At 64.3% G+C, this 20,269-nt stretch carries 25 protein-coding genes; 16 read left to right on the plus strand and 9 right to left on the minus strand.

The window, feature by feature from the left end; translation table 11 throughout:
* The first annotated feature begins 32 nt into the window (after window positions 1–32).
* From R3P93_RS19215 to R3P93_RS19225, 3 genes are read left to right on the plus strand one after another with little or no spacing between them, the layout of a single operon-like run.
* Window positions 33–980 carry an ATP-binding cassette domain-containing protein gene (locus tag R3P93_RS19215; protein WP_317533782.1) on the plus strand — a complete coding sequence of 316 codons (948 nt, stop codon included), beginning with the start codon at window positions 33–35 and terminating at the stop codon, window positions 978–980.
* Entirely contained in the window at window positions 977–1,816 is an 840-nt protein-coding gene (locus R3P93_RS19220) for an ABC transporter permease subunit (RefSeq protein ID WP_317533783.1), read from the plus strand. The genes R3P93_RS19215 and R3P93_RS19220 overlap by 4 nt, the downstream gene beginning before the upstream one ends.
* A 31-nt stretch (window positions 1,817–1,847) precedes the next feature.
* Window positions 1,848–2,486, plus strand: coding sequence for a hypothetical protein (locus tag R3P93_RS19225; RefSeq protein WP_283347458.1), 639 nt, complete (start codon window positions 1,848–1,850; stop codon window positions 2,484–2,486).
* Here R3P93_RS19225 and R3P93_RS19230 read toward each other — a convergent pair.
* Together R3P93_RS19230 and R3P93_RS19235 are read right to left on the minus strand one after the other, a co-directional pair.
* On the minus strand, window positions 2,483–3,379 hold the full coding sequence (locus R3P93_RS19230; protein ID WP_283347459.1) for an alpha/beta fold hydrolase: 897 nt from the start codon (window positions 3,377–3,379) through the stop codon (window positions 2,483–2,485). The genes R3P93_RS19225 and R3P93_RS19230 overlap by 4 nt on opposite strands.
* Entirely contained in the window at window positions 3,376–3,870 is a 495-nt protein-coding gene (locus R3P93_RS19235; protein ID WP_283347460.1) for a DUF5994 family protein, read from the minus strand. The genes R3P93_RS19230 and R3P93_RS19235 overlap by 4 nt, the downstream gene beginning before the upstream one ends.
* A gap of 263 nt (window positions 3,871–4,133) precedes the next feature.
* On the opposite strand from R3P93_RS19235, the gene R3P93_RS19240 reads away from it, so the two are divergent.
* From R3P93_RS19240 to R3P93_RS19255, 4 genes are read left to right on the plus strand one after another with little or no spacing between them, the layout of a single operon-like run.
* Window positions 4,134–4,352, plus strand: a complete 219-nt coding sequence (locus tag R3P93_RS19240; protein WP_283347461.1) for an SHOCT domain-containing protein — start codon at window positions 4,134–4,136, stop codon at window positions 4,350–4,352.
* Window positions 4,353–4,390: 38 nt separating this feature from the next.
* Entirely contained in the window at window positions 4,391–4,948 is a 558-nt protein-coding gene (locus R3P93_RS19245) for a flavodoxin domain-containing protein (protein ID WP_317533784.1), read from the plus strand.
* A complete protein-coding gene (locus R3P93_RS19250; protein ID WP_283347463.1) occupies window positions 4,945–5,388 on the plus strand; it encodes a universal stress protein in 444 nt (147 codons plus the stop codon). The genes R3P93_RS19245 and R3P93_RS19250 overlap by 4 nt, the downstream gene beginning before the upstream one ends.
* Before the next feature lie 10 nt (window positions 5,389–5,398).
* On the plus strand, window positions 5,399–5,824 hold the full coding sequence (locus tag R3P93_RS19255) for a VOC family protein (RefSeq protein WP_283347464.1): 426 nt from the start codon (window positions 5,399–5,401) through the stop codon (window positions 5,822–5,824).
* Between the two features lie 22 nt (window positions 5,825–5,846).
* On the opposite strand, the gene R3P93_RS19260 is transcribed toward R3P93_RS19255, so the two are convergent.
* From R3P93_RS19260 to adhP, 3 genes are all read right to left on the minus strand, one after another.
* Window positions 5,847–6,434 (minus strand): hypothetical protein, encoded by a 588-nt coding sequence (locus R3P93_RS19260; RefSeq protein WP_317533785.1) that lies wholly within the window; start codon window positions 6,432–6,434, stop codon window positions 5,847–5,849.
* A 150-nt stretch (window positions 6,435–6,584) separates the two neighbouring features.
* Complete coding sequence (locus R3P93_RS19265) at window positions 6,585–7,349, minus strand: GAF and ANTAR domain-containing protein (RefSeq protein WP_094670287.1); 765 nt, start codon at window positions 7,347–7,349, stop codon at window positions 6,585–6,587.
* Between the two features lie 115 nt (window positions 7,350–7,464).
* Window positions 7,465–8,475 carry an alcohol dehydrogenase AdhP gene (gene adhP / locus R3P93_RS19270; RefSeq protein ID WP_317533786.1) on the minus strand — a complete coding sequence of 337 codons (1,011 nt, stop codon included), beginning with the start codon at window positions 8,473–8,475 and terminating at the stop codon, window positions 7,465–7,467.
* A 256-nt stretch (window positions 8,476–8,731) separates the two neighbouring features.
* Here adhP and R3P93_RS19275 point away from each other — a divergent pair, with 256 nt between their 5' ends.
* On the plus strand, window positions 8,732–9,184 hold the full coding sequence (locus R3P93_RS19275) for a DUF1003 domain-containing protein (protein ID WP_094670288.1): 453 nt from the start codon (window positions 8,732–8,734) through the stop codon (window positions 9,182–9,184).
* Here the strand turns inward: R3P93_RS19275 and R3P93_RS19280 are convergent.
* From R3P93_RS19280 to R3P93_RS19290, 3 genes are all read right to left on the minus strand, one after another.
* Window positions 9,159–9,659, minus strand: coding sequence for a flavodoxin domain-containing protein (locus R3P93_RS19280; RefSeq protein WP_317533787.1), 501 nt, complete (start codon window positions 9,657–9,659; stop codon window positions 9,159–9,161). The two genes, R3P93_RS19275 and R3P93_RS19280, sit on opposite strands and share 26 nt — an antisense overlap.
* A complete protein-coding gene (locus R3P93_RS19285; RefSeq protein ID WP_143536621.1) occupies window positions 9,656–10,087 on the minus strand; it encodes a hypothetical protein in 432 nt (143 codons plus the stop codon). The genes R3P93_RS19280 and R3P93_RS19285 overlap by 4 nt, the downstream gene beginning before the upstream one ends.
* Before the next feature lie 268 nt (window positions 10,088–10,355).
* Window positions 10,356–11,735: an MBL fold metallo-hydrolase gene (locus R3P93_RS19290; RefSeq protein WP_283347468.1), complete on the minus strand. Its 1,380-nt coding sequence runs from the start codon at window positions 11,733–11,735 to the stop codon at window positions 10,356–10,358.
* A 130-nt stretch (window positions 11,736–11,865) separates the two neighbouring features.
* On the opposite strand from R3P93_RS19290, the gene R3P93_RS19295 reads away from it, so the two are divergent.
* Window positions 11,866–12,639 (plus strand): sulfite exporter TauE/SafE family protein, encoded by a 774-nt coding sequence (locus R3P93_RS19295; RefSeq protein WP_283347469.1) that lies wholly within the window; start codon window positions 11,866–11,868, stop codon window positions 12,637–12,639.
* On the opposite strand, the gene R3P93_RS19300 is transcribed toward R3P93_RS19295, so the two are convergent.
* The gene (locus R3P93_RS19300) at window positions 12,565–14,043 is read right to left on the minus strand and encodes a DUF4389 domain-containing protein (RefSeq protein WP_283347470.1); all 1,479 of its coding nucleotides are present in this window, start codon (window positions 14,041–14,043) and stop codon (window positions 12,565–12,567) included. The genes R3P93_RS19295 and R3P93_RS19300 overlap by 75 nt on opposite strands.
* A 197-nt stretch (window positions 14,044–14,240) precedes the next feature.
* Here R3P93_RS19300 and R3P93_RS19305 point away from each other — a divergent pair, with 197 nt between their 5' ends.
* From R3P93_RS19305 to R3P93_RS19335, 7 genes are all read left to right on the plus strand, one after another.
* Entirely contained in the window at window positions 14,241–14,546 is a 306-nt protein-coding gene (locus R3P93_RS19305) for a three-helix bundle dimerization domain-containing protein (protein WP_283347471.1), read from the plus strand.
* Entirely contained in the window at window positions 14,540–15,424 is an 885-nt protein-coding gene (locus R3P93_RS19310; protein WP_283347472.1) for a universal stress protein, read from the plus strand. Before R3P93_RS19305 ends, R3P93_RS19310 begins: the two co-directional genes overlap by 7 nt.
* Before the next feature lie 118 nt (window positions 15,425–15,542).
* Window positions 15,543–16,139 (plus strand): Rv1733c family protein, encoded by a 597-nt coding sequence (locus R3P93_RS19315; RefSeq protein ID WP_283347473.1) that lies wholly within the window; start codon window positions 15,543–15,545, stop codon window positions 16,137–16,139.
* A gap of 45 nt (window positions 16,140–16,184) precedes the next feature.
* Entirely contained in the window at window positions 16,185–17,657 is a 1,473-nt protein-coding gene (locus R3P93_RS19320; RefSeq protein ID WP_283347474.1) for a bifunctional aminoglycoside phosphotransferase/ATP-binding protein, read from the plus strand.
* The gene (locus R3P93_RS19325; protein WP_269595037.1) at window positions 17,654–18,688 is read left to right on the plus strand and encodes a zinc-dependent alcohol dehydrogenase family protein; all 1,035 of its coding nucleotides are present in this window, start codon (window positions 17,654–17,656) and stop codon (window positions 18,686–18,688) included. Before R3P93_RS19320 ends, R3P93_RS19325 begins: the two co-directional genes overlap by 4 nt.
* 152 nt (window positions 18,689–18,840) lie before the next feature.
* Window positions 18,841–19,041 (plus strand): hypothetical protein, encoded by a 201-nt coding sequence (locus R3P93_RS19330; RefSeq protein WP_068055050.1) that lies wholly within the window; start codon window positions 18,841–18,843, stop codon window positions 19,039–19,041.
* 15 nt (window positions 19,042–19,056) lie between these two features.
* Window positions 19,057–20,184, plus strand: coding sequence for a cation:proton antiporter (locus R3P93_RS19335; protein WP_269595038.1), 1,128 nt, complete (start codon window positions 19,057–19,059; stop codon window positions 20,182–20,184).
* Window positions 20,185–20,269: the final 85 nt, after the last annotated feature.

Genomic DNA, 20,269 nt, shown 5'->3' on the forward strand with positions numbered 1-20,269 from the left:
GAACGACTCGCCGCCACAGGGGAACGAACACCATGCCTTATCCGATCGAAGTACGCGCACTGAGCAAGAGCTACGGCGACAAGCTCGTCATCGACGACTTGTCGTTCGTTGTCGAACCCGGCACTGTCACAGGATTCCTCGGACCGAACGGGTCCGGCAAGTCCACCACGATGCGGTTGATCGTCGGCTTGGATCGTCCCGACGCCGGCACTGCACTGATCGGCGGCGTCGAGTATGCCCAGTTGAACAAGCCGCTGCTCACCGTGGGAACCCTGCTGGACTCCGAGGCCGTCCACCCAGGGCGATCGGCCTACAACCATCTGCTGTATCTGGCTCGTACGCAACGCATTCCAACGTCTCGTATCATCTATGTTCTGGAGCTGGTCGGGCTTCGCGACGTCAGCGGCGAACGTACCGGATCGTTCTCGCTCGGCATGCGGAAGCGACTCGGGATTGCTGCAGCCCTGCTCGGCGACCCAGCGGTGCTCATTCTGGACGAACCGATCAACGGATTGGACCCGGACGGCATCTACTGGATGCGCAACCTCATGAAGAACCTGGCGGGAGAGGGACGAACCGTCCTCGTCTCCAGCCACCTGATGGGCGAGATGGCTCAGACCGCAGACCATCTTGTGGTCATCGATCACGGCAAGCTGATCGCCGAATGCACGCCCGCGGAGTTGATAGCCCGCAGCAGTCGAGCGTCGGTGCTGGTCTCGTCCTCCGATTCTGCGCGGCTCGCAACGGTGGTCGACGCAGCCGGAGGTACCACCGACGTACTCGGCCACGACGGACTCACCGTCCACGATCTCTCGGCACACCAGGTCGGGGAGCTCGCCCAACAGCAGAACATCGCGATCTATCAGCTGACCCCGCAGGAGGCATCGCTGGAAGAAGCGTTCATGACCCTCACCCACCTCGACGACGTCGAACACGACCGCCCCCTCGTCACTCACTCTCGCGGACAGGCGACATCATGAGTATCACCGCACCGCGCACCGCAACCAAGCCCCCCGAGCGAGAACACCATCGCGACGATGTCCTCGGACTGGTGACATCGGAGTGGACGAAGCTGATCTCACTGCGATCGACGATCTGGTCCCTGGCCGCACTGGTGATCCTCACCATCGGCTTCACCGGCTTCTTCACCTGGTTCACCGTCGCCTACTGGGACAACGTCGATCCGGTTTCCCAGCTTCAGATCGTCACAGACCCGGCACGCCAGATCCTGGGGGCAGGGTTCCAACTCGGCCAGTTGGCGGTCTGCGTACTCGGCGTCCTGGTGGTCACGAGCGAATACTCGAGCGGCACGATCAGGGCCAGTCTGCTGGCGGTGCCCTCACGAATACCGATGTTGGCGGCCAAAACCGGTGTGTTCATGGCCGTCGTGTTCGTCATCGGCGAGATCACGGCATTCCCCACATTCTTCCTCGGTTCGGCCATCATGGACTCCAAAGCATCTGTGTCGCTGAGCGATCCCGGCGTGCTGCGAGCGGTGATCGGTGCCGGCCTGTACCTTTCGCTGCTCGGCGCCATGGCGGTCGCCGTCGGTGCCATCGTCCGACACACCGCGGGAGCCATCACGGGCATGATCGGATTCGTTCTCGTACTGGCACCGCTCACCCAACTGATCCCCGGCACCGTCGGACGGCACATCCAGGCGTACCTGCCCTCGCAGGCCGGCAGTCTGATCGCCTCACCCCGGCAAGCTCCCTCCGACTTGCTCACTCCCTGGCAGGGTTTCGGAGTCGCAGCGCTGTGGACGGTCCTGCTGCTCGCCCTCGCGGCATATCTCCTTCGCCGACGCGATGCCTGACATCGATCTCACAACAGGGGGACAAATCACCATGAACGAACTCGCCGAATCGGCCGGTGGCGCAGGCCTCATCGCGTTCCACGTCCTGGCCTCGATTCCTCTGCGCAAGTGGCGCACGACGTGGGGCGCGACGCCGGCCGAGGTGAACGAAACACTGCCCGGTGACGAGAGCGTGCCACACCCGGCGTGGACATACACCCATGCAATCGATGTCGACACGACGCCTGATCTCGTGTGGCCATGGTTGATTCAGCTCGGTCAGCAACGTGCAGGCTTCTACAGCTATCGCGGACTCGAGAACCTGGTCGGCTGCAACATCACCTCGGCAACGGGGATCGACCCTCGATTCCAGACTCTCGAGGTCGGCGACTCCGTGCTCCTGCATCCGCAGTCACCACCTCTGGCGGTGACGCTGATCGACGACGGCACCGCCTTCGTGCTGCTGGGTGCAGACCCCGACTCGGCCGATCGAGCGCTCTGGTCGTTTCATCTGCGCGCCCTGCCCGGTGGAAGAACTCGACTGATCGAGCGCGGACGATATTCGCACGCTGCAACATTGAAGAGTCGCCTGGTCTTCGGGCGCTACTTCGTCGAGCCAATCGGATTCGTCATGAGCAGAAAGATGCTGCGCACCATCGCAGCAAATGCTGCGACGGCCCAACACGCCTAACCTTTCGAGAACACCCCGCCCAGTCGGCGGAGATCGTCCAGAATGTCGTTGACCCGGCTCATCAGGGAGATGTGTCCCTCTCCTTCGATCAGATGGGCCTGCGCTCCTGCGACGTTCGCCGCCAACCAACGAGCATGGGCGAACGGAACCATCGTGTCCAGACTGCCCTGCCATATCGACACCGGTGTGCTGATCTCGCTCAGGTCGAATCCCCATGGGCGCGTGTGGGTCAGGTCGTCGTCACGCCAGCCCACGATGCCTTGACGTCCGGCCGCGTTGACCGATGCGGCGAGGTACTCGGTGAGTTCCTCGGTCAGCGCGGCGCGGTCGACCGGTGGAGCCAACGCTCCCAATCCTGCCGCTACCTGGTCCGGGGTGACACCGAAGAACCCTTTTCGGATATCGAGAAACGACTCCAAGGCTTCGACGCCGGCGAACACGGCCGTGTACTCGTCGATATTCTCCTCGGCCATTCCGTCGCGGATGTCGCCGTCGTAGTCGGCGGCGGGTGCGATCCCGACGCAGCAGGCGGCAGCGAGGCACCGCCCGGGCAGCACTGCCGCACAGGCCAATGCACGCGGCCCGCCACCCGACCAGCCGATCGTCAGAAATTCGCCGATGCCGAGGTGGTCGAGCACTGCCGCCGTGTCGGCGGCGTCGTCCGCCACCGTAGCGGTGGTCGCACCGTCCGGACGTGGGGAGGATGCTCCGTACCCCGGCCTCGAGTAGGAGACGACCCGCAATCCCTGTGCAGCAGCGGCCCGTTCGAGCGTCGGGAACGGTACTGCACCCTGCGGGGTGCCATGGTGATAGACAAGTGGAAGCGCATCGGCCGGCCCTGTATCGAGTACTTCGAGGCTGCGGCCGTCCTCGGTCGGGACCAGAACTGTCATTTGTCTTCGCTGTTGCCGCCGGAGGCGTCGGTCAACGTCAATCCGAGCAACTGTTGCACCGTCTCGGTGTTTCCGCGCTCACCGGCACTGTGCAGCAGTACCTGCGCCGCAGGCCCACTCATCAACGGCGGGACGACGAGCAGCGTCACACTGTCACCGTCGCGAGTGCGAACACCGAGTGTGTGATGTGGCTGAAACCGGTAGCCGTCCAGGTGAATGCTTCGTGCGCCTACGGTGACGCGCCGGGGTGCCTTCTGCCACTCGTCGAGGCGGTAGAGCACTCGATCGATCGGACCGAGTCGCCGAGCGAGGGCGGCAACGAGCTCGGGTGCCTCGAAGTCGAGGTCGTCACTGACCGAGAGCCAGGCACCGTCAACCTCGCCGGCGGATCGGACCGTCGGGTCCGGTGGGGTCAGTGTCAGTCGTCGATCGCTGTCGGAGGGCAATGAGTATCGGGCCTGATCTGTGTCGCTCGATGTTGCTCCTGTCATGACGGGCCCTTCTCTGTGGGGTGTTCTGTAGTCCCCTTGCACGCTATCGAGGCGTCGACCGGGCCCGGAAGGGTACGAAGTACCCAATCGCCAGGGACCGGCGTCGGACGGCGGAACACCCGGTGGTGCAGATCCATTCGGCCGCTCACGGCGAACACCTTCGGCGACCGGTGAGGGTCCTAAGTCCCTGTTTCCAGGCGCTCCCGCGCGGCAGAGTCGTCGTCAGTGATCCTCACGAGCAACCACCGACAGGACCGACCGGCATGACACTCTCCCTCACATTCGCTTTCGCTGTCGCAGCACTGTGTTTGCTCGCAGTGCTGCGGTCCGGTGCTCGCACTCCCGCCTGGGCAAGAGCGCGCGCCGTTGCCGGTCCCGACACGTTGGAGGAGTTGTTCGCCGCCCGGTACGCACGCGGCGATATCGACTTCGCTCAGTACCGCAAGTCCGTGGATCTCTTGACAGCACAACTCCATTGCTGACCGAACGCCGAACCTCGAGAATGAAAGCAGAAGGCATCATGCGCATCCTGATCGCAACGGCAAGCCGTCATGGTTCCACCCGCGAGCTCGGACAGTGGTTGGGCTCGGCGCTGACCGCGAGACTGTCCGACACCGCCACGGCGGCCACGGTCGACGTCCGCGACGCAGCCGAGGTGGACAGCATCGCCGAATACGACGCCGTCGTACTCGGGAGTGGCGTCTACATGGGCCGCTGGCTCGGTGATGCCCGATCGCTCGTCGCCCGTGAGCAATCCGAACTCGAGACCAGGCCGGTGTGGCTGTTCTCCAGCGGGCCCATAGGTAGCGGGACACCGCCCACTGCGAAGTCGAAGTGGAGCGAGGCGTCCTGGGCAATCGAACACAAGGTGTTCGGCGGCAAGCTCGATCGATCGACGTTGTCGTTGTTCGAGCGCGCGGTGGTCCGAATGATCAACGCCGGCGACGGAGACGACAGATCACGCGCCGAGGTCGACGAGTGGGCCGGAGACATCAGCGGTGTCCTCGCAAAACGGCTTTCACCCTCCACCTCCGCCGTCGACAGAGATTCATCACCCGAGAAAGGCCCATCCTCATGACCGACACCGAGCCGACCGGCCGACCCATCGTGGTGGGAGTCGACGGATCACCTTCGTCGATCCTCGCCCTGCAACGTGCGCAGCAGTTGGCCACCGCCTTGTCGACCACGTTGGAGGCAGTCACTGTCTGGCAGTACCAGCCGTACATGGACACCGGCTATGTCGTCGAGGTCGAGCCCGCGAAGAACGCTGAGACGATTCTCGCCGAGGCTACCGCTGCTGCGTTCGGCACCGATCTGCCCGCAGGCCTGAAACAGGTTGTGAGACAGGGTTCTGCAGCAAAAGTCCTGCTGGAGGCCAGCCATGACGCCGAGATTCTCGTTGTCGGCAGCCGAGGGCACGGCGGATTCGTCGGACTGCTCCTCGGATCTGTCAGCTCGCAGTGCGCGGAGCATGCACATTGCCCAGTGCTGGTGGTTCATGCGAGGGACCATCACTAGCGGGGCCGCCGTGCCCACACCGTCGCACATTGCGACGGTGGCCGTGGCATCGGCGCTGATCAGGGTGCGGGAACTCGAGCGGTCCATCGATTTCTACTGCTCGGTGTTCGAGTTCACCGTCTCCCTCCGAGAAGCGGACGCCGCACTGTTGCTGGCGCGAAACGGCTTTCAGATCTATCTGCACGCCGACCCACTGTCTTTGCCGCGACCGGTGACAGCTCTGGGAGTCAGCGAGATCATGTGGTCGGCTCAACGCGCCGAGTCACTCAACGAGATCGGGGCTCGGCTCCGCAAGCACTATCCGTCCACGTACATTCACACAGCCGACGGAGTCAGTTTCGTCCACGGGTGCGATCCGGACGGCAACAGGGTTCTCGTGGCCTACCCGAGCCCATTGCAGTTGCCTCGCAGCGTCATCGAGCATCGTTTCCGCTGAATCCCGGCGGTGACACTGTGGGTCAGGAACCCTGCGGCGGAAACCATCCGCGTGCGTCACGCAGGGTTCTTCGAGCCACTTCGGCTGTGGGCGTCCCGGATTGCGCTGCCAATCGGTGCAGTTCGGCACGGCCTTCCGCCGCGCTGCGCCCGCCGGCGATGAGCACTCCGATCGCCTGATTCACCTCGCTCACCGACGCGAGCGCGTGAGCGGACCCCTCTTCGCCCGCACCGCGCAGGTGTCGATCGAGAACTGCGGAGTCGCCGCCGAGTCCGAGTGTGAAACTCACATCGGCGGCGAAGTCCACGAGAGCGCCTGCGGTGCCGGACAGAATGAGCAGATACTTCTCGGTCCCGATGCTGAGCGGGTCGGTGAGGGTGAGCCTGAGCGATGATGCCGGCTCGTGGTCGGCACTGTTCCCGGTCGACGCCGACACCTCGAAGTACTCACCCTCGACGATCACGGTGAGGGTTATCGAGACCACGGCCGATACGGCCGCGTCGATATCCGCGGACAGTCGGTCCACCAGTTGTGCGAGGTCGACGGTGGAGCTGTCGAGTGCTGTGGTCAATCGCGCCAGATCGGCGAGCAGACGAGGCTGCAATTTCATCGAGAATCCCGTGCGGCCCGACCGCCTGTTCGATTCTTCCGTGAATCCTGCCACGATGGATCTCCATCGTCCGGTGCAGGCGCGAGGCCAAAGTCGGAGTCCATGCCTCGATTGCACCCGCATAGTCGACGCTACGCGCTTTTGTCCGGTCTATGTGCGTCGGCGACGCGCGCGTGCCACCTTCATCGCCTCGGCGACCATGGATTGGGCCACTACAGCTATCTTCTTGTGCTCGGTCTGACTGATGTCTCGAAGCTTGTCGTATCCCTCGGCATCACTGCATCCGGTTCTACTGATCAGTATGCCGATGGCCTGATCGATCACGGCTCTACTGCCCAATGCCTTTTCCAGTTGCTCGGTCAGCTGCACTGCACTGTCCAACGCACGGGCATTCTGAGCCGAAATCGCCGCGGGCACTGCGAACAACTCGCCCAGTTCGGCTGCTCGATCATCGAAGGCGTTCGGCTTGTGCGCGTAGACGTTCATCGCGCCGAGTACCACCGACTTGGTGATCAGCGGCAGCGACAACACGCTGTGCACACCCAGCCGGCCCACCTGAGGTCCGAACTCGGGCCACTGCGGATCGGCGTCGAGCGAACCCGACCGAACGGTGATGCCCTCCTTCGCTGCGGTGATGCACGGACCCTGGCCCAGTCCGTACTGGATGTCGTCGACCACACGGACGAAATCCTCGCTGGCCACGATCGTGGCGGGAAGGTTGGGATGCAACAACGTCAACCCGGCTCCATCGGCACCCGGGATGGCACGCACCGCGAATTCCGCGACGTGCGAGAGGGTTTCCGGTAGCGACATCGTGCTCATCGCCAACCGACCGAGCCCGGCCAGGGCGGCGGCGAAATCGTCGTCGAACTCGTCGGTGACGGGTTGCTCCGGGGCGGGGTTCTCCGCGTGCATCGCTGCTCGATTCGTAGTGAGCACACATGCTGATCGAGCACGTGTCTGCCCTTCCGAACCCTACGGCGTTTCGGACATTACGGGAACATCGACCCGAGATCGGGGCCATGCGCGCTCAGAACTCGAACACCTGACGAGCGGTGACGCGGCCACCCATGAGGTCGTCGAAGCACTCGTTCACTTCGTCGAGTTTGCGCGAGACGGCAGATACCGTGGTGCGCCCGGCCTCGTGCAATGCGAACACCTCACGCAGGTCCTTTCGGGTGCCGACGATCGAACCGAGGACGGAGATACCGCCGACCACCGTCTCGAAGATCGGAACCGGGAACACACCGTGCGCGGGCATCGACACGCACACCAGCCGTCCGCCGCGTCGCAGGGACCGGAATGCCTGATCGAACACGCTGGGGATGACGGCCAGCACGATGGCGACGTCGGCTCCGCCGAGATCTTGGATGGCCGCCACCGGATCGGTCGTCGCCGAGTTGACGGTGTGGTCTGCGCCGAGTTCACGAGCGAGTTCGAGCTTCTCGTCCTCGATGTCCACGGCGGTGACGAATCCTCCGGCGATCTTGGCGTACTGCACTGCCATGTGACCTAGTCCGCCGACGCCGAAGATGGCCACGCGCTGTGCCGGTGTGACGCCACCGACCTTGACTGCCTTGTACGTGGTGACGCCGGCGCAGGTCAGCGGAGCGGCATCGAACGAGGAGATGCCGTCGGGAACGCGGACGACGTATTTCGCATGGGCCACAGCGTATTCGGCGTATGCCCCGTCGATCGAGTAGCCACTGTTCTGCTGCCTCTCGCACAGTGTCTCCCAGCCCGATACACAATGATCGCATTCGCCGCAGGCCGAACCGAGCCACGCGATCGCGACCCGCTCGCCGATTCGATCCTTCGACACCTGGGATCCGACTGCTTCGATCACTCCGACGCCTTCGTGCCCGGGAACGAACGGCAGGGTCGGCTTGGCCGGCCAATCCCCCTGCGCAGCATGGATATCGGTGTGACAGACCCCGCACGTCTCCATCTTCACCAGCACCTGCTCGGGTGCCGGTTCCGGAATCGGGATGTCCTTGACGACCAGGGGTCCGCCGAACTCGGTGACAACAGCAGCTTTCATCGTGGACTTCCTCCAACTATCGAAACCAATGCCGTTCTCGACCATCGAGCAATGCACACCGTCGATGGTCGGCGCTGCGACACTCGGCATGTAGGGCCGGAAGTCACCGCAGGTTCGGGACGTATCCCGAACCGACAGGTCGGGAGCAGAAAGGCCCGAGAAGCAGGGGCTTTCGTCCCTGGCACTGGTCGCCGACCTCGGCCACACTCGGCAGCATGGATACTGCTGCACACTCCCGATCGAACACCTGCGAGCAATGAACCTGTGGCGACGACACCCCGGGGTCCGAACCGGTGACGCACTGACCACCGGTGAGCGAGCGGCGGATTACGTCCGAAACGGAATGGGCTCCTGGCCGTTCGTGTTCCTGTTCCTGGGCACCATGGCGCTGTGGGCCGCCTACAACCAGAGCGACGGATTCGACCCTTACCCCTTCATCCTGCTCAACCTGTTCCTGTCGATGATCGCGGGACTACAGGGAGCGATTCTGCTGATCTCGGCAAAACGTGCGGACTCGGTGAGCAGTGAGGTTGCCGTACATACCCTTTCGAACACCGCGCTACTCCAGGACATGATCGAGGCCAATACGGTCTTGACCGAATCGGTGGCGCAGTTGGCAGCCGAGATACACGAGCACGTCTGCCCATCCGCTCAGCGTCTCGGTACAGGCAGATCTCAGAAGGTCACGAGCCCGGTGTCCCAGCCGTGAGACAGGCGAGTATCTCTCGGGCCCAGTTGCATACGAGCACCCAGTCGCGGAAGTCTCCGGCGACTGCACCGGAGTTGTCGAAGATCTGACGCTCCCCCACCGAAAGTTTGTCGGGATCAAGCCTTCCGGGAAACGTTCGGTGAGCGATGACATGCAACACCGACACCGCGTGTGCCGCGTCGGAAATGACGTTGACCGGCCGGTCGCTCGAGTGCAGCGGTCCACAGGAGAACAGCCAGATGGGTGGATGTTCGGATCTCGACACCCTGTCGACCAAAGCCTTGGCGGCCGGAACCCAGCGATCGGAGTAGACGGCGCTTCCGATGATCACCGCGTCGTAACCGTCCACGCGGGTCACGGATTCCGGGGCTTGGATGTCGACGTCGACGCCCTCGTGCTCGAAGACTCGCCCCATTTCCTGGCCCAGACTGTGGGTCGCGCCATGCCGACCCGCGGTGCAGATCAGCAACCTCATACGTCGTCCGACAAAAGATACGCGGACTTTCCCGCGGCAACCGTCATCCGCCAACCGCGCAGAGCAATGACGAGACCCAGCACACCGAACGATCCCAGCAGCCAACTCGTCTCACCGGTCACGGCCGCTAGAACCACAATCCAGGCCACGAGGAGCACGCCGGCGATGTGAGCCATCGGGCCCGACCGTCCGCCGCCTGCGAAGGCAGACGCCGCAGCAAGCCCCATCGGTATGCCGACGACCAACACCAGTGAGAGCGCTGTGAGCGTGACTGGCAACGTCCCCTGCACGTAAGGACTTGGATCGATTGCACCCGAGACCAATCCGATCGCGGCACCGAACGCGTTGATCGATGCACCTCCGCAGACTGCGCCGAGCCACGGCCAGCGTCGAGTGCGTTCGGTGGCCACCCGCGTTGTCGATATCATCGGTTCAGCTTGGCTGCAGCGCACCGCCTGAACTAGGGCACAAGGTCCCTGCTGCCCAGGGTGATTCAGCGACCGAACAACGACCGTATGCTCGGACGCTCAGAGACGGGTGACGCTGATGCCTCACCGCAGGTGCAGCGGTCGGCCACGGACACCGTGGCCATGACGTCGTCGACATGGTTGCCGCAACCACCCCAGCCGGTCTTGTTGCAGGTGTTGCAAGTGACGGGATAACACATGATTCTCTCCTCTACGATTCGGTGAAATATCAGGCCGGAACGTGGGCGTCGGCCCAGGCGTTGTAGCCACCCAGCAGATCCGAGACGTCCTCGAATCCCTGAGCACGGAGCAAGGATGCGGCCACACTCGAACGCCAGCCGCCTGCACAGTGCACCACGATCGGCTTACCCGTCGGAACTTGTTCGAGTCGAGTTCGCAGCTGCGCCAGGGGTATCGGTGTCGCTCCCGGGATCGTGCCGAGGTCGCGTTCACCCGGATTACGGATGTCCACCAATGTCACCTCGTCCGCTGCGAGCATGGCGTCGAGTTGCTCCACCGTGGTGCGTGGAGCGGTCTCGACCAGTTCGGTCAGCTCCGCAGGGAAGGTTCCGTCTCGGTCCACCACCAGGTAGCCGATCGCGTTGTCCGAGCCGACTCTGGCCAACCGCAGCGCGGCTTCCTGCTCGTCCCCCGGGTACGCGATGAGAACGATCCGTCCGCCGATCTCCGCGACCATGCCGCCGGTCTCGGCGAAGCGACCGTCGAAACCCACGTTGACCGATCCCCGAAGATGACCGGCCGCGAAGTCGTCCACACTCCGCGCGTCGAGCACTCGGGTGCCGGCGGAAAGTTCGCCTCGGACCTCCTCCGGCGTCAGCGCAGGAATTGTGCGGCTCGGAGACAGCAGCGGGTGCACCTGCTTGTTCATCGCGGCGTCGGCGGAGAAGTACGACGGAGCCGCCGGTTGACCTTCGGTGACCAGCGCAACGAAAGCATCCTCGGTCATCGGCTGCACCGACGGATTGGTCGCCCGCTGCTCGCCGATGGTGGAGGTCAACTCGGTGGACAGGTTCTTGCCACAGGACGAGCCGGCTCCGTGGGCGGGCATGACGACGACCTCGGCGGGCAGCGTCAGCAGTGTGTTGTGGACCGTCCGATACATCGCTCTGGCAAGGTCGGTGGTGGACCCGTCCCCGAGATTGACGAGATCGGGTCGCCCGACATCGCCGATGAACAGGGAGTCTCCGGTGAGCACGGCGGTCGGGGTGGCCCCGGGATGCTCGCGAACCAAGACCGAGATCGACTCCCAGGTGTGACCCGGAGTGGACAAGATCTCGAGTTCGACCTCGCCGAGGGACAGACGTTCCCCGTTGCGCAGTCTTCGAATGGGGTAGTCGGTCTCGGCCGATTCACCGAAGCCGATCCACGCGCCGGTCGCGTCGACCAATTCGAGGTGACCCGAGACGAAGTCTGCATGAAAGTGGGTGTTGACGACGCCCTCGATCGTGAGGCCGTATTTCGCCGCATCGTCCAGGTACTCGGCGATGTCGCGACGAGGATCGACGACGATCGCGCGTCCGGTGCTCTCGTCACCGATCAGATACGAAGCGTGGGAAAGGCATTCGAGGTAGTACTGCTCGAGAATCATGATTTCCTCCATCTGGCTGTCTCCGGGCGAATTTCGCGGGGCGGTAGACACAGTGTGCAATACCCCCTAGGGTATGTCAAGTACCCCCTTGGGGTATAAAGAGAACAGCAACCATGGGAGTGAACACACGATGACGTTGGCGCTGGCGCTCGGATTCGGTGCAGTGATCGGAATTCTGCTCGGCCTACTCGGTGGAGGCGGATCGATTCTTGCGGTCCCGGTGTTCGTGTTCGCCCTCGGCCTCGGCGTGGAGGAAGCGATCCCCGTCTCGCTGATCGTCGTCGGCACCGCCTCCGCAGTAGGAGTGATACCGAAGCTGCGAGCCCACCGAGTCGAATGGCGGCTGGCGGCCGTGTTCGCTGCGACCGGCATTCCCGCCACGTTCGCCGGCAGTGCACTCGGCCGGTTGCTTCCGGACAGGGTTCTGCTGCTCGGCTTCGCCGCCGTGATGGTTGCCGCAGGAGCGCGGATGCTCGCCGAGCGGGGAGATATCGGAACAGCCTGCAAGACATCGACATCGGGCATCAACTGGAGACGCTGCGCACCACGTTCGATTCCGGCCGGTCTTGCCGTCGGATTCATGACCGGGCTGTTCGGCGTCGGAGGCGGCTTCCTGATCATTCCGGTACTGGTGCTGATGCTCGGCATAGAGATGTCGGTCGCTGTCGGAACCTCGCTGGTCATCATCGTCGCGAACTCCGTCGCAGGTCTGTTCTCACACCTGAGTGGTACGACCATCGACTGGTCGATCACCCTCGCCTTCGCAGGCACCGCGATCGTCGGCTCCCTCGTGGCCGCGCACTTCGGAAGTCGAGTCGATACCGCACGGCTACAACGTTTGTTCGCCTACCTCGTGTTCGCCGTGGCCGGATACGTCGTCGTCGACGCGGTCTTTTTGAGCTGATTCGACCTCGTCCGGCCCCTGATCGAGCCGGAACGGCGGGTACTCGTCGGTCATCAGAGCCGCATAGGCCGCGACGCGAAACACCCACCGGTTGATGCCGAGCACCAGGTCGAACAGGCCTCGCGGATAGCGCCCGGTGAACAGGAGCGTGATTCCGGCGATGAGGACGAGCACGCCGAGAACGGAGCCGAAGATGTACGGCTGGCCCGTAACCCCGGCGTCCCCGCCGTTACCCGCTATGCGGAAGCCCGCGTACCAGCCTCCCGCCAGCAGGGAGAGCACCAGGTAGTGCGGGATCGCCAGCAGCCACCACTTCACCAAAACTTTGCCGCGCGATAGCTTTTCGGGGTAGTCCACCACGAGGTCGGCGGGATGATCCGTACGGTGCAGCGTGAACGGCGGGTAGCGGTCGGTACCCAGCGCGGAGTACGAGTAGAACTGCACACGCCACACCCAGCGGAGAACTCCCACATTGAAGTCGAACAACCCACGCGGGTACCTCCCGGTGAACAGGATCGCCAACCCTGCGACGAAGGTCGTGACGAAGAAGCCTGCCAGGAGAAAGACCAACACGATGTAGTGCGGCACTGCCAGAATCCATTTCACGAGCCACAGCCCCCGGGACAGCGACTCCGGGCGTGTGCCTGTGAGCACCACCGGATATCGAGACTGTTCGGTAGCGCTGAGCAGGGTGTCCGGTTCGTCGAGCGGCTTCGATTCAGCCGCGGTCTCGGAAGCCGTTCGCCTGCCGAGCCCGGAGGCGCCGAAGACGATCGCCCCGACACCGAGCACCAGAAGAAGCGCCGACGCTGCCAGTACGGAAGCAGCCACCGGTCCGAGTGACTGCACTCGAACGCCTGCCCTCACGTCCACGTCGACGCCGGCGCTCCCGTCGGCATTCATGACGACCATCGTCCACGAGCCGCCCTGCGGCCTCCACTCCAGTTCTGTTGTCCCCGTGCCACTTGCACGGTCGAACCACCACGGCTGATCCAGCGGCGAAGCAGCGGTGTCACTTCCGGTGACGTTGTCGTATCCGGCCCGAAAGGGAAAGAACTCGACATCGGTCACCACGGTGTGTGCCACACCGCGGAGGTAGTCGCGGACATCGGCAGTGGGAGCGATCCCGATCAGCACCTCACGCGCGGGATCGGACGAAGCGACTCGGACCGAGACCGTCACCCGGTCCGATACCTGCGGGTCGATCGAATCGACAAGGGAGACATCCTCGGACACGAGTGCGCTCGAGGCCGTCGTCAACGGTGCAGTCGGCAAACTGATTCGCCCCTCGTCGTCCTGCGCGACGTAACCGAAGAACAGGAGCACGCCGACGCCGAGCACGGCGAAGGCGACGAGTGAGACCACACATCCGATGACGAGTGCAAAAACTCTGTTCGTTCCCATGACGGGCCCTTCGGTCGGTACAGCTCGTGAGGCGCGGGTCATCGTGCAGCGTGGACGACGCTACGAGGCGGCATCACAGGACAGAGGGGCCTTCGGTAACGAGCTCGTCGACAAAAGGCCCTACATCGCACGACGCGCGCCGGGCACGCTCGAGGCAGGAGCACTCCATCTCCACGAGCGCGAGGTAACCGATCTTCATGACCATCACCGACGCACCACCGACCACCCGACTGCTGCACGACGAATTGACATCGATTGCCGCGATGCTCGCCGCGAGGTTCCCCGATCTGACGCGCGCAGTCGTCGACGACGCAGTCCGCACCACCTACGACCGCCTGTACGCCACCGCGCGCGTCCACGGCCACCTGTTCCCACTGACGTCCAATCGTGCCCGTGTCGAACTAGAGCGCCTGCACGCGGAACGAACAATCGACGACGATCTGAAGACCGTTTCGGCCGAGATACGCCGTACCCTGGCGCCCATGGCAGGCCGGTCATGGTGAGCGCAGAGCCGCGACACCAACCCACGGACAACCCGGTCGCCCCCGGCTTCTGGACGAAGCACGAGTGGGGTGACATCGTCGTCGCGCTCGACGGCACCGTGAAGTCCCGCGACGCCCTGTCCTGGGCCGCGGGCCTGGCCTCTGTCACCGGGGCACGCATTCGGCTAGTGCACGCACTCACCTCCCGCGAATCGGCCCGGTCGTTGGAGCGACTGCACGGTCGACGCCTTCTCCGATCGGCTCGCCGTGAACTCTTCGGTCTCGATCCCCGCATCGCAATCGATTCGATTCTGACGGACGATCCCATCGCCTCCGTTCTCGGCGCGCTGTCGCACACTGCTGATCTGATCGTCATCGGAGGTCGTGAATCGGGCCCGATCCGAGATGTGCTGTTCGGCCGCAATGCAACTCGCATCGTCGAAGAATCGTCGTGTCCGGTCCTGGTGTGGCGCCCCCAGCACGCGGATCTCACGCCGACCTCTCCGGTTGTCGTCGGCGTCGATCACTCCGACTCGTGCACCCGAGCGATCGAGGCGGCCTTCTGGTTCGCCGATGCACTCGAGGTCCCACTCACCGCGCTGCACGTCGGATCGCCCCACCGTCGGCCTGTCACGAACGACGCTGAGCTGGAACAGATCCGAGCACTCGAATGGCTGGGCGGACGCCTCGACGCTGCCAAGTCCATGCATCCCACGGTCGACGTGCACCTGCATCTGCTCGACGCGTCCGCGGAGCACGAGCTTCGACTCGCATCGGCCACCGCACACCTCCTCGTGGTCGGCAGCCGCGGGCCAGGGCCATGGACGGGTCCGTTCACCGGATCGGTCGGCCAGTCGCTGGTGCATGCGTCGGGCTGCCCGATTCTCGTGGTGCGTTGAGTCCTCGAACTGCCGACAGCCCCCGGGTCATCGGGACCTTGTGCCCTTCCGGATCCGCTGCTCGACGCCGGAGACTCGTAGTAGACGAATGCACTTCGGGTGGGAGTAGGTGACGGCCATGTTCTCGGAACTCGCGCACCGGTGGTGGCGACACAGTCCGTGGATCTCCAATCCACTGATGCGGCTGCCGGACAGGATCGAACGAGCGGCTTTCGCCGTCGGGATCGCGGTGCTCCTGCTGCTGATTCCCGTGGCAGCGACGATCGGTTCGGTGACGTACAGCGACCTGTCGTTGCGGGCGCAACAGCAACGCGCAGAATACGTTCGAGTCGATGCCCGGGTGGTCGACTCCGTCAGGACCGAGCGGTCCGAGACGGACGGTGCCGTGCCCGCCAGCGGTACCGCGACTGTGCAGTGGAGCGCGCCGGACGGCTCCATCCGGTCGGGATCGGCCCAGGTGCCGTCCGCTGTGCAGATCGGTGAGACGACTCCGATCTGGCGCGACGCGGACGGAAACCGCGTACGCGCTCCCGAGACCGCCGCCGGTGCCGTCGTCAACGGAACTGCCACGGCCGTGTTCGTGTGGTTCCTCGGTGCAGTCGTCGTCGGTGGTCTCGTCTATCTCACCACCAGGGCCGGCGAACGTTCACGAATGCGGCAGTGGGACAGGGACTGGCAACACTTTCTACAGGACCGCGACCATCCTTCGCGGTAGTGCCGTCGATCTTGTTCTTTTCCATAAACCATCGAAGGATGCACAATGCCTGCAGTAGTTGATTGCGACCGAACAGGCCCGGCGGTCGTCGGCACCGCAGAGGTCCACGAAACGCACAGCGCCTACGTGTTTCTACTCGGTGATGTCGCCTACAAGATGAAGAAGCCGATCGAGACGGACTTCCTCGACTTCCGTACCGTCGATTCCCGATGGACCGCATGCGACCGCGAGTTCGTACTGAATTCCCGATTCGCGCCCGATGTATATATCGGTATCGCCGAGCTCACCGATCCGGGCGGCGGGCCTGCCGAACCACTGCTGAAGATGCGACGCCTCCCCGATTCCACCCGGTTGTCCACCCGCGCCGCGGCAGGCGACGATATCGGCACCGTCGTCGACCTCGTCGCGCAGACTGTCGCGGTTGCCCATCGGAACAGTCCTCGAAGTACCCGCATCGACGACGAGGGGCGACAGAGCGCTCTGGACGAGCGGTGGCGCAACAACATTCGCGAGCTGCGCACACTCGCGGTCGGCGTCATCGACACCGCACTCGTCGACGAGCTCGAGGATCGATCTCTTCGCTACGTCGCCGGTCGTGCGGCCCTCTTCGACCATCGGATCTCGCGGGGCCGCATAGTCGACGGGCACGGGGACCTTCTTTCGGACGACATCTTCTGCCTACCGGACGGCCCACGAATACTGGACTGTCTCGATTTCGACGACCGACTGCGCTTCCTCGACGGAATCGACGACGTCGCCTGCTTGGCAATGGATCTCGAATTCCAAGGACGCCCCGACGCGGCTCGCCGCTTCGTGGCGTCGTATCTCGAGGCGACCGAGGACAATCCTCCCTGCTCTCTGATCGATCACTACATCGCCTACCGCGCAACGGTTCGCGCGAAGGTCGCCTGCCTTCGCTTTCATCAGGGTCATCCGGCCTCGCAGACCGACGCGCTCGCCCACATGCGACTCGCGCTGGACCACCTGGCGTCGTCGGCCATCACCATCACGTTGGTGGGAGGCCTGCCCGGCACCGGCAAGAGCACGGTGGCCGCCGCACTCGCGGAACGCACCGGGGCGGTGGTGCTGTCGAGCGATGTGGTGCGCAAGGAGAGCGCGGGACTCGATCCACGGTCTCCGCATCCGTCGGCAGTCGGATGCGGGCTGTACACCCCCGAGAAGGCAGCATCCACCTATGCCGAATTGATGCACCGAGCGCGCGAGCAGGTAGGGATGGGCCGTTCGGTCGTCATCGACGCCTCGTGGAACGACGAGAAGTCGCGCGAGCACGCGCTCGAACTGGCCGCCGGCACCCACAGCGATCTTGTCGAGCTCGAATGCCGAACGCCCGAACATGTTGCCCTCGAACGTATTGCGACCCGCCCACGCGGCGCTTCGGACGCGTCGCAGGCCGTGTACGACGCCATGGCCGGTGCCCGACGCCCCTGGCCGAGTGCAACCGTGATCGACACCTCCGGGACGATTGCCGACTCACTTGCCGCGGTGGCCACTTCGTGAACTCTTCGATCCCCGGTACGGAAGAACGCGGAAAGCTCTGGCGCACCAGCGTTCCTGGCTCCGTCGACGACTCTCCGCTGCATCTGTGTGACGAACCTCGTCCCGTCCCCACATCGGGAGAATTGTTGATCGCGGTGCAGGCCTGCGGGGTGTGCCGGACGGATCTACACGTCGTCGAGGGCGATCTTCCGGTACACGAACCTCACGTCGTCCCCGGGCACGAGATAGTCGGGGTCGTTGCCGCCCTCGGCGAGGAGTGCGGCACTGCCTTTCGCATCGGAGATCGAGTTGGGGTTCCGTGGCTTCGGCACACGTGTGGGACCTGCTCGTTCTGCACCGCTGGAAAGGAGAATCTGTGCGCCGAATCCCGTTACACCGGTTGGGATCACGACGGAGGCTTCGCGCAGTGGGCGGTTGTCCCCGTTGACTACGCTCTCACGCTGCCGGACGGATACCGCAATGCCGAACTCGCGCCCCTGTTGTGCGCGGGAATCATCGGTTACCGAGCGTTGCTGCTTGCCGAGCTCCCCGAACAAGGCGTACTCGGCCTCTACGGATTCGGCGGCAGCGCCCATATCGTCGCGCAGCTCGCCCGCTCGGCCGGTGCCACGGTGCATGTGATGACCAGGGATCCTGTTGCGCGCGAGTTCGCGCTGTCCCTCGGTCTCGACTCGGCACAGGACACCTACGCCGCCCCGCCGCAGCAACTGGATGCAGCGATCGTGTTCGCTCCGGTCGGTGAGATCGTCCCCGCAGCGCTCGAGGCACTCGTGCCGGGCGGAACCGTCGTCCTGGCCGGTATCCACATGACCGATGTCCCTGCCATGGATTACCAGCGGCACCTGTTCCACGAAAAACGTTTGCGCAGTGTCGAGGCGAACACCAGGGAGAATGCACGGGCATTCCTCGAGATCTGCGGTCGAATCGACTTGACGGTGCAGACCACGGAGTACCCGTTTTCGCGAGCACCGGATGCCCTGCGCGATCTGCGGCACGGCCGGTTCGCGGGCGCCGCAGTCATCGTGATGTGAACGTCGGCAACGCCGATCACCACGAGAAGGGCCGAGTGTCCTCGAAAAGAGAGCCTTTGTGCCGACGGCACGGCGCGTGTGCCGTCGTACGCTCGAGACTGTCGTCCTTGAACTCGTCGACACGAATCACCCACGTTCGAGGAGACGATGACATGACCGATCTCGACACCGAATTCCGCTCCGCCGGTACGGACTACGAGTTCGCGCTGATGCGTAGCCCGTTGGCTGCGCAATTGCGTGTGGTCGAGTATCGGATGCGGGTGATGATGACCGAGCAGGGGGCGCTGCATCCTCGTGATCTCGTTGCGTCGGCGCTGCCGTCGAGTCGACGCCCGACGCTGAACTCTGCCTGACACCGGCGCGGGCGCATGACCTTCGAGACGCTCGCCCTGTGTGCCGCGGTGGGATTGTTCGGCCCACTGCTGGCGCTTCCACGCGGGCTTCGGATACCCGTCGTCATCGGAGAACTCGTCGCCGGAATTGCACTCGGCTACACAGGCTTCGGCGTAGTCGACCCGAGCGAGCAGACGCTGAGCTTCCTCGCGCAGGTGGGCTTTGCGCTCGTCATGTTCGTGGCCGGCAGTCAGGTTCCGATTCGCGATCCGCGACTGCGCATCGGCCTCGGGGTCGGTACTGCACGGGCGGTGGCCGTCGGGCTGCTGGCAACCGCGCTCGGCTGGGCTGTGTCCGCCGCGTTCGATCCGCCTCACCTCGGTCTGTACGCGGTGTTGATGGCGTCGTCCTCGGCCGCAGTCATCATGCCGATCGTCGAATCCACCGCGATGACCGCTCCGGGCCTGATGGCCCTCCTGCCGCAGATCGCGCTCGCCGATGCCGTCTGCATCGTCGCGCTGCCCCTCGTGATCGATCCACAGCGGGCCGGTCCGGCCGCATTCGGATCTGCGACGGTTCTGCTCGCTGCCGCGGTGATCTTCGTCGTCCTGCGACACTTCGACATCTCGGGACTGCGCCGCCGCGTGCATCGGGTGTCTGCTCAGCGCAAACTCGCGCTCGAACTGCGACTCAACCTGGTTCTGCTCTTCGGCCTCGCGGCACTCGCCGTCCACACCCACGCCTCGGTGATGTTGGCCGGTTTCGGTTTCGGCGTTGCGGTTGCCGCCATCGGAGAACCGCGACGCCTTGCCAAACAGCTGTTCGCCATCACCGAAGGATTCCTGGGACCACTGTATTTCGTCTGGCTCGGTGCATCCCTCGATCTGCGTGCACTTGCCAGTCACCCGAACATGATCGTGCTGGGACTCGTCCTGGGCTTCGGTGCCATCGCGGTGCACGGTGCGATGCGCCTGACCGGCCAGCCCACCCGACTCGGGATACTCGCGGCAGCCCAGCTGGGCGTTCCGGTCTCGGCCGTGACACTCGGCGCGCAGAGCGGAGTCCTGGCTCCCGGTGAAGGCCCTGCCATCGTGCTCGGCGCACTGGTGACCATCGCGGCGGCCGCCGCAGCGTCGCGGGTCGCCGCTCGTCGTCCTGTCTGACCCTGCGGGCCTGCGGCGGCGCAAGGCATTTGGGTGTTTCGAGTTCCGCGTGACGGGGAACATGGGTCCTGGAACGATCGGCACG

This window comes from Rhodococcus cerastii, from assembly GCF_033042195.1.
Taxonomy (GTDB): domain Bacteria; phylum Actinomycetota; class Actinomycetes; order Mycobacteriales; family Mycobacteriaceae; genus Rhodococcoides.